Source organism: Streptomyces thermovulgaris, assembly GCF_002155915.1.
GTDB lineage: Bacteria > Actinomycetota > Actinomycetes > Streptomycetales > Streptomycetaceae > Streptomyces > Streptomyces thermovulgaris.
The window spans coordinates 1-6,667 of the sequence record NZ_MUME01000302.1 but is presented as its reverse complement, the minus strand read 5'-3'; the positions used below and the strand labels follow the sequence as shown (position 1 = coordinate 6,667).

At 72.1% G+C, this 6,667-nt stretch carries 5 protein-coding genes and 1 pseudogene; 3 read left to right on the top strand and 3 right to left on the bottom strand.

The features are described from left to right. Nucleotides 1-197 (top strand): annotated as a pseudogene (locus CCN35_RS21755) (carbon-nitrogen hydrolase); the annotation flags it as partial. Between the two features lie 80 nt (nt 198-277). Next, nucleotides 278-1,990, top strand: a complete 1,713-nt coding sequence (locus tag CCN35_RS21750) for a flavin monoamine oxidase family protein (protein WP_067397693.1) — start codon at nt 278-280, stop codon at nt 1,988-1,990. A gap of 123 nt (nt 1,991-2,113) precedes the next feature. On the opposite strand, the gene CCN35_RS21745 is transcribed toward CCN35_RS21750, so the two are convergent. From CCN35_RS21745 to CCN35_RS21735, 3 genes are all read right to left on the bottom strand, one after another. Next, nucleotides 2,114-2,794 carry a DUF5995 family protein gene (locus CCN35_RS21745; RefSeq protein WP_067397692.1) on the bottom strand — a complete coding sequence of 227 codons (681 nt, stop codon included), beginning with the start codon at nt 2,792-2,794 and terminating at the stop codon, nt 2,114-2,116. Between the two features lie 149 nt (nt 2,795-2,943). Then, nucleotides 2,944-4,389: a uracil-xanthine permease family protein gene (locus tag CCN35_RS21740; RefSeq protein WP_067397691.1), complete on the bottom strand. Its 1,446-nt coding sequence runs from the start codon at nt 4,387-4,389 to the stop codon at nt 2,944-2,946. Between the two features lie 254 nt (nt 4,390-4,643). Further along, nucleotides 4,644-5,858: an MFS transporter gene (locus CCN35_RS21735; protein ID WP_067397690.1), complete on the bottom strand. Its 1,215-nt coding sequence runs from the start codon at nt 5,856-5,858 to the stop codon at nt 4,644-4,646. A 136-nt stretch (nt 5,859-5,994) separates the two neighbouring features. Here CCN35_RS21735 and CCN35_RS21730 point away from each other — a divergent pair. Continuing rightward, the coding region (locus tag CCN35_RS21730) for an ROK family transcriptional regulator (protein WP_143631733.1) at nt 5,995-6,667 on the top strand (673 nt) is incomplete at its 3' end.

Sequence of the window (6,667 nt, the reverse complement as noted above, 5' to 3'; positions counted from 1 at the left end):
GGGCGGGAACCGAGGGCGAGTTCGAGTTCGTCGGACTCTCCGTGCTCGCCGGCCCCGACGGAGTCGCCCGCGCCCGCGCCGGCCGGACCGGGGAACTGCTCGTTGCCGACGCCGATCCCGCCCTTCTGGCCGCCTCCCGCGAGGCCAACCCGTATCTGAGGAGCCGCCGCCCCGGCCTGTACGGGTCCCTCCTCTGAGCCCTCGGGCCCCTTCCCCTCCCCAGCCCTTCTTCCGGGCCCTTCCCCACCCCATGTTCCACGCAAGGAGTCCGTACCCCATGACGTCCACGGTGCCCAACGCCGTCGAGCACGCAGACGAGCAGCAGCCGCCGATCACCATGTTCGGCCCGGACTTCCCCTACGCGTACGACGACTTCCTCGCCCATCCGGCGGGCCTCGGCCAGGTCCCCGCCACCGAGCACGGCACCGAGGTCGCGATCATCGGCGGCGGTCTGTCCGGCATCGTCGCCGCCTACGAGCTGATGAAGATGGGCCTCAAGCCCGTCGTCTACGAGGCCGACCGGATCGGCGGCCGGCTGCGCACCGTCGGCTTCGAGGGCTGCGACGAGTCGCTGACCGCCGAGATGGGCGCCATGCGCTTCCCGCCGTCCTCCACCGCCCTGCAGCACTACATCGACCTGGTGGGCCTTGAGATGCGGCCCTTCCCCAACCCGCTGTCCGAGGCGACCCCGTCGACCGTCATCGACCTCAAGGGCGAGACGCACTACGCCGAGACCATCGACGACCTGCCGCAGGTCTACCGGGACGTGGCCGACGCCTGGAACAGGTGCCTGGAGGAGGACGCCGACTTCTCCACGATGAACCGCGCCATCCGCGAACGGGACGTGCCGACCATCCGCCGGATCTGGTCCCGGCTCGTCGAGAAGCTCGACAACCAGACCTTCTACGGGTTCCTGTGCGACTCCGAGGCCTTCCGGTCCTTCCGGCACCGGGAGATCTTCGGCCAGGTCGGCTTCGGCACCGGAGGCTGGGACACCGACTTCCCCAACTCCATCCTGGAGATCCTGCGCGTGGTCTACACCGAGGCCGACAACCACCACCGCAGCATCGTCGGCGGCTCCCAGCAACTGCCGCTCAGGCTGTGGGAACGCGAGCCGGAGAAGATCGTGCACTGGCCGCAGGGCACCTCGGTGAAGTCCCTGCACCCCGACGGCCGGCCGCGTCCGGCCGTCACCCGGCTGCACCGCACCGCGGGCAACCGGATCACCGTGACGGACGCCGCCGGCGACATCCGCACCTACAAGGCGGCGATCTTCACCGCCCAGTCCTGGCTGCTGCTGTCCAGGATCCAGTGCGACGAGGACCTCTTCCCGATCGACCACTGGACGGCGATCGAGCGCACCCACTACATGGAGTCCAGCAAGCTCTTCGTCCCCGTCGACCGTCCGTTCTGGCTCGACAAGGCCGTCGACGACCAGGGGAACCCGACCGGGCGGGACGTCATGTCGATGACGCTCACCGACCGCATGACCCGCGGCACCTACCTCCTCGACAACGGCCCGGACCGGCCCGCCGTGATGTGCCTGTCGTACACCTGGTGCGACGACAGCCTCAAGTGGCTGCCGCTGTCCGCCGAGGAGCGGATGGAGGTGATGCTGAAGTCGCTGTCGGAGATCTATCCGAAGGTCGACATCAGGAAGCACATCATCGGCAACCCGGTGACCGTCTCCTGGGAGAGCGAGCCCTGGTTCATGGGCGCGTTCAAGGCCAACCTGCCCGGCCACTACCGCTACCAGCGGCGCCTGTTCACCCACTTCATGCAGGACCGGCTGCCCGAGGACCGGCGGGGCATCTTCCTGGCCGGCGACGACATCTCCTGGACGGCCGGCTGGGCCGAGGGCGCCGTCCAGACCGCGCTGAACGCGGTCTGGGGCGTCATGCGCCACCTCGGCGGCAGCACCGACCCGGCCAACCCCGGCCCGGGCGACGTCTACGACGAGATCGCCCCCGTCGAACTCCCCGAGGACTGAGGGGAGCTGTGCGGGCGGCCGGACCCCGGCCGCCCGGCCCGTTCCCCGTGAGCACCGCTGCTTTGGGGCGACGCACCCGGAGCAGCAAGGAGGTCGGGGGGAGAGCCGGAGAGGACGCCCCGGTCAGGCCGGCAGCGGGGTGAGCATCATCCGCCCGGCGAGACCGACCGCCGCGTCCAGCCGCTGGACGAACTCCTCGGCCAGATCGGGCAGCCGGCGCAGCGCCCACAGCGAGCGCGCCGCCGACCAGGCGGCCTCCCGCGCCCGCTCCAGGCTCCACGCACCGAGCAGATGGGTGAGCGGATCGGCGATCCGCAGCAGATCGGGGCCCGGCATCAGCTCCTCGCGGATCCGTTCCTCCAGCGCCAGGAGGAGGTCACCCACGCGGTGGAACGCGCCTTCCACGTCGGCCGGTTCGCACCGCAGCGCACGGCAGGCGTCCACCACGGCGAGCACCAGGTCGTGCCCGATGTGCGCGTTGACGCCCGCCAGCGCGAACTGCGAGGGACGCAGACCGGGATGGCGGCGGAACTCCAGCAGCGGCCGCCAGCAGGCCGGTGCCCGCCGCCCCTCGGCCGCCGCGTCCACGGCGGTCAGGTACCGCTCGGCGAGGAGCACCTCCAGCGCGGCACCGGGCCGGCGCGCCGCCGGGTGCCGGCCGGCCGTCTCGACGACCTCGAGGTAGACGCGGTTGAAGACCGCGATCCCGTCGCGCTCGGGCAGCACGGCGGCCAGGTCGCGCATCCGGGCGACGACCGCGTCCACGGCGGCCGGGTCATGGGTGAGTTGTGCCGATTGCCCCATGAGGGCAGGGTCCCAGGACGGGACCGGGCCGGGTGCCGACGGGTCCGGTGCTTCCCCGGAACGGGGGAACACCGGACCCGTCGCACACGAGCACGGGCAAGAGCACAGGACGGGTGCACGGGTACGGGGACGTGCACACCGCCGTACGCCTACGGCTCGGCGCGCCGCACTCCCTCGGCCGCCGTGCCGTCCTTGTCGCCCGCGGTGTCCCCGCCGTTCCCGCTGCCTTCGCTGTACGACGACGTGCCCTCGTCCAGCAGCGGCTCCTGCTTCTTCAGATGGGCGGGGGCGAACGCGCGCAGCGTGTGGTAGCCGATGATGACCACCAGGGTGCCGAGCGCGATGCCGCTGAGGGAGAAGGTGTCGGTGAACTTCATGGTGACGTTGCCGACACCGATGATGATGCCCGCGGCCGCCGGCACCAGGTTCAGCGGATTGCGCAGGTCGACCTTGGCGTTGATCCAGATCTGCGCGCCGAGCAGCCCGATCATGCCGTACAGGATGACGGTGATGCCGCCGAGGACACCGCCCGGGATGGCGGCCACGACCGCCCCGAACTTGGGGCAGATGCCGAACAGCAGCGCGAAGCCGGCGGCGGCCCAGTACGCGGCGGTGGAGTAGACACGGGTCGCGGCCATGACGCCGATGTTCTCGGAGTACGTGGTGTTGGGCGGGCCGCCCACGGCCGTCGACAGCATGGAGGCGGCGCCGTCCGCCGAGATCGCGGTGCCGAGCTTGTCGTCCAGCGGGTCGCCGGTCATCTCGCCGACCGCCTTCACATGCCCGGTGTTCTCGGCGATGAGCGCGATGACCACGGGCAGCGCGACCAGGATCGCCGACCACTCGAAGGAGGGGCCGTGGAAGGACGGCAGTCCGATCCAGTCGGCCTCGCTCACGGCGGAGAGGTCCAGACGCCAGTGGTCGGTGACCTTTCCGCTCGCGTCCACCGAGTGGATCTTGCCGAAGACCCGGTCGAAGACCCAGGAGACGGCATAGCCGAAGACCAGCCCGAGGAAGATCGCGACACGGGACCAGAAGCCGCGCAGACAGACCACGGCCAGCCCGGTGAACAGCATCACCAGCAGGGCCGTCCACTGGTCCTGCGGCCAGTAGGTGGTGGCGGTCACCGGAGCGAGGTTGAAGCCGATCAGCATGACGACCGCGCCCGTGACGATCGGCGGCATCGCGGCGTGGATGATCCGCGCCCCGAAGCGCTGCACGGCCAGACCCGCCAGGAACATCGCGACGCCGACGACGAAGACCGCGCCGGTCACGGTCGCGCTCGTGCCGCCCTGCGCCCGGATGACCGCGGCGACGCCCACGAACGACAGCGAGCAGCCCAGATAGCTGGGGACCCGGCCGCGGGTGGCGAGCAGGAAGATCACGGTCGCGACACCCGACATCATGATCGCGAGGTTGGGGTCGAGGCCCATCAGCACAGGGGCGACGAAGGAGGCACCGAACATGGCCACGACGTGCTGGGCGCCGAGTCCTACGGTGCGGGGCCAGGAGAGCCGTTCGTCGGGCCGGACGACCGCACCGGGGGCGGGTGTCCGTCCGTCACCGTGCAGCTTCCAGCGCACGCCGAGATCCATGGTGGGTTTCGCTTTCTCGCTCTTTGCGGACTGTCCGGACCATTGTCAGGGGTGCCCGAAAGGTTTCTGCCAGGGGTGTCCGGAGTGCTTCGGCCGGCAGGAAGGACGCCTGCTCCCGGCCGGGGGAGGGCCCCTGCCGGGAGTGCCGGAGCGCGCGGGCCGGGGAGCCCAAGGGCCGGGGAGTCCAAGGGCCGGGGAGTTCTCCGCCTCCGCGTCCCGGCCGGCCGCGGCGAAGCACGGCCGGAGCCGGAGGGTCAGGACCGCGGGCCGGGAACCGCCGCGTTTGCCGCGGGGCCGACCTTCGACCGGCCGCGGTCGCCCGCTCCGAGCACCCCGGCGAAGGCGGCGATGCCGCAGGCCAGCAGCGTGACCAGGGCGAAGGAGAACGTGAGGCCGGACACCTGGGCCAGTCCGCCGATCGCGCTCGGGGCGATCAGCCCCGAGGTGTAGGTGAGGGTCGCGACCCCGGCGATGGCCTGGCCGGGGTTCGGCCCGCTGCGGCCGGCCGCGGCGAAGCACAGCGGTACCACGACCGCGATGCCGAGGCCCATCAGCGCGAATCCGGTCATCGCCACGGCCGGATGGATCCCCAGGACCACGAGCAGGCCGCCGAGGACCGCCAGGACGCCGCTCGCCCGTACCGTGCGCACCGCGCCGAACCGGTCCACCACCCGGTCGCCCGCGATCCGGGCGACGGCCATGGTGAGCGCGAAGCCGGTGGTGCAGGCCGCCGCGAGACCGGCCGAGGTCTCCAGCTGGTGCCGCAGATACACCGCCGACCAGTCCAGGCTCGCGCCCTCCGCGAACACCGCGCAGAACCCGATCGCGCCGATCGGCAGTGCCGACCTCGGCGGCAGCGCGAACCGCGGCGGCGGTCCCTCGTCCCCGGCGGGCCGCGGATCGAGGACCCAGGTGCAGGCGGCCACCCCCAGGACGGTCAGCACGGCGGCGGCCAGGGCGTGGTGCAGCCGGGCGTCCGAGCCGAGGTGCGCGGCGAGCGTGCCGGCCGCCGAGCCGACCAGGGCACCCACGCTCCACATGCCGTGCAGGCCGGACATGATCGAGCGGCCGAGCCGGTCCTCGACCTCCACGCCGAGGGCGTTCATGGCGACGTCCGACATGCCCGCCGTGGCGCCGTAGACGAACAGGGCGAGGCACAGGGCGAGCAGGTTCGGAGCCAGGGAGGGCAGGACCAGGGAGAGCGTCCACAGGGCGATCAGTCCGCGCAGCGCGGTGCGGGCGCCGAAGCGGTGGCTGATGCCGCTGGCGAGCGGCATCGCGAAGGAGGCGCCGAGCGCGGGGAAGGCCAGCGCGAGCCCGAGCTGCCCCGGACCGACCGAGGCGTGCTCCTGGATCCATGGCACACGGGTCGCGAACGAACCGGTGACGGCGCCGTGCACGGCGAAGACGGCCGCGACGGCGTACCGGGCGTGCCGGACTTCGCGTTGCCGATGGACCACTGCACTCATTGTCCGGCCCCTCCCCGGTGGTGTGTCGTCGTCCCCTTGCGCGAAAGGCGCCGACGAAAACTATCAGGAAGCCTTCCTGATAGAAAGCGGGGACACGGCCGTCCGGCGGTCCGTCGAATCTGAGAGGATTCCCGGCATGCCCGCATCCCCGAGCACCGCCCGGGCCATCAACGACCGGCTCGCCCTGCGGCTGCTGCAGCAGGAAGGGCCGTTGACGGCAGGGCAGTTGAAGCAGCTCACCGGTCTGTCCCGGCCGACGGTCGCCGATCTGGTCGAACGTCTGACGGCCTCCGGTCTGATCACCGTGGTGGGGGAGGCCAAGGCGCAGCGGCGCGGCCCGAACGCACGGCTGTACGGCATCGCCGCCGACCGCGCCCATCTCGCCGCCCTCGACGTGCGCACCGGAGGCGTCACGGTGGCCGTGGCCGATCTGCTGGGCCGGGAGCTGGCCGAGGCGCATGTGCCGATCGGCGGGGACACCGGCACCGGGGACGCGGTGGAGCACGCGGTCGCACTGGTGGAACGGGCGGCCGAGAAGGCGGGGGTGCGACGGCTGCACACGGTCGGCATGGGCGCCCCGGGGCTGGTCGACCCGGTCACGGGCGAGCTGCGGAACACCACGAGCCTGCCCGAGTGGCACCGCCGGCTGGTGGCCGCGCTGCAGGAGCGGCTGCCGCACGCCCGCGTCACCGTCGAGAACGAGACCAACCTCGCCGCACTGGCCGAACAGCGCGACGGGGCCGCCCGGGACCGGGACACCTTCGCCCTGCTGTGGCTCGGCCAGGGCACGGGCGGCCCCGTCGCGCTGT

What these genes read in the sequence shown, in the direction of transcription:
- CCN35_RS21735 (WP_067397690.1), bottom strand. Translation starts at nt 5,858, where the DNA reads ATGAGTGCAGTGGTCCATCGGCAACGCGAAGTCCGGCACGCCCGGTAC.
- CCN35_RS21745 (WP_067397692.1), bottom strand. Translation starts at nt 2,794, where the DNA reads ATGGGGCAATCGGCACAACTCACCCATGACCCGGCCGCCGTGGACGCG.
- CCN35_RS21740 (WP_067397691.1), bottom strand. Translation starts at nt 4,389, where the DNA reads ATGGATCTCGGCGTGCGCTGGAAGCTGCACGGTGACGGACGGACACCC.
- CCN35_RS21750 (WP_067397693.1), top strand. Translation starts at nt 278, where the DNA reads ATGACGTCCACGGTGCCCAACGCCGTCGAGCACGCAGACGAGCAGCAG.